Origin of the sequence: Albimonas pacifica (assembly GCF_900113695.1) — a bacterium.
GTDB classification, from domain to species: Bacteria; Pseudomonadota; Alphaproteobacteria; order Rhodobacterales; family Rhodobacteraceae; genus Albimonas; species Albimonas pacifica.
The window spans coordinates 1-1263 of the sequence record NZ_FOQH01000065.1 but is presented as its reverse complement, the minus strand read 5'-3'; the positions used below and the strand labels follow the sequence as shown (position 1 = coordinate 1263).

Genomic DNA, 1263 nt, shown 5'->3' with positions numbered 1-1263 from the left:
TGAGGTGGTCCCCATTCCCCGGACAGTTTCGCGGCGTGGCTAAGCTTGGTTCAGGTCCTCGTCATGCCGCCGCTTGATAGCCGACCGGGGCTGCGTAGGCCTCGTTCGGCGTTCTCCCGCCCAGGGCCGAGTGCGGCCGGTGGGCATTGTAATACGCGATCCACCTGCGCAGCCCGGCGCGTAGCTCGGAGCCGGTCTCGAAGGCGTGCAGATAGATGCACTCGTACTTCAGGGTGCGCCAGAGGCGCTCGATGAAGACATTGTCCATCCACCGCCCGCGGCCGTCCATGGAGATGCGCACGCCCGCGTCGTGAAGCACGCCGGTGAAGCGCGGGCTGGTGAACTGGCCGCCCTGGTCGGTGTTGAAGATCTCCGGCGGCTCATGGCGCGCCAACGCCTCCTCCAGCGCCTCGATGCAGAAGTCCGCGTGCAGCGTGTTCGACACCCGCCAGGCCAGGACCTTCCGCGTCGCCCAGTCCATGATGGCCACCAGGTAGAGGAACCCGCGGCGCATCGGCAGGTAGGTGATGTCTGCGCACCAGACCTGGTTCGGGCGGTCGATGACCATGTTCCGCAGCAGATATGGCCAGATGCGGTGTTCGGGATGCGGCTGGGACGTCTTCGGACGCTGGTAGACCGCCTCCACCCCGATCTTCGCCATCAGCCGCCGTACGCGTTTGCGCCCGACCTCGTGGCCCTGGCGGCGAAGATGCCGGGCCATCTGGCGTGACCCGTACCATGGCGTCTCCAGGAACTGCTCGTCGATCAGCCGCATCAGGGCCTCGTTCAGCGGGCTCTCGCCCTTCGGCGGGCCGTAGAAGGCGGATCGGCTGATCGCAACCAGCCTGCACTGCCGGGCGATCGACAGCTGCGGGTGAGCCGGGTCGATCATCTCTCGCCTCCGAGACACGCTCATCGTCCGGAGGCTTTCCGTAAAAAATCCCGTTCCACCACCAGCTCGCCGATCTTCGCGTGCAGCTTCGACAGCTCCGCCTCCCGGTCCGCCGTCGCCGCCTCGGCCTTGCCCGAGAACACCGTCGACATCCCCTCCACGGCCTGCCGCTTCCACGTGTGGATCAGCGTCTGATGCACCCCGTGCTTCGCCACCAACTCGGCCACCGTCAGGTCGCCCTTCAGCGCCTCAAGCGCGACCTTCGCCTTGAACTCCGCGCTGTAGCGCCGCCTCTTCCCCGTCATCCCGTTTGTCCTCGATCCTCGACGAACCAAGCTTAGCCGCCTGTCCGGATTTCGGGGACCACCTCA

At 66.4% G+C, this 1263-nt stretch carries 1 protein-coding gene; it reads right to left on the bottom strand.

Features of this window, described 5'->3' with window-relative positions; translation table 11 throughout:
* Window positions 1–61 precede the first annotated feature (61 nt).
* Window positions 62–1197 (bottom strand): IS3 family transposase gene (locus tag BM064_RS26680; protein WP_425426199.1). Its coding sequence is split into 2 segments (ribosomal slippage): window positions 62–933 and window positions 933–1197, totalling 1137 coding nucleotides; the frame shifts between segments, so codons are not numbered across the junction.
* Between the last annotated feature and the right edge of the window lie 66 nt (window positions 1198–1263).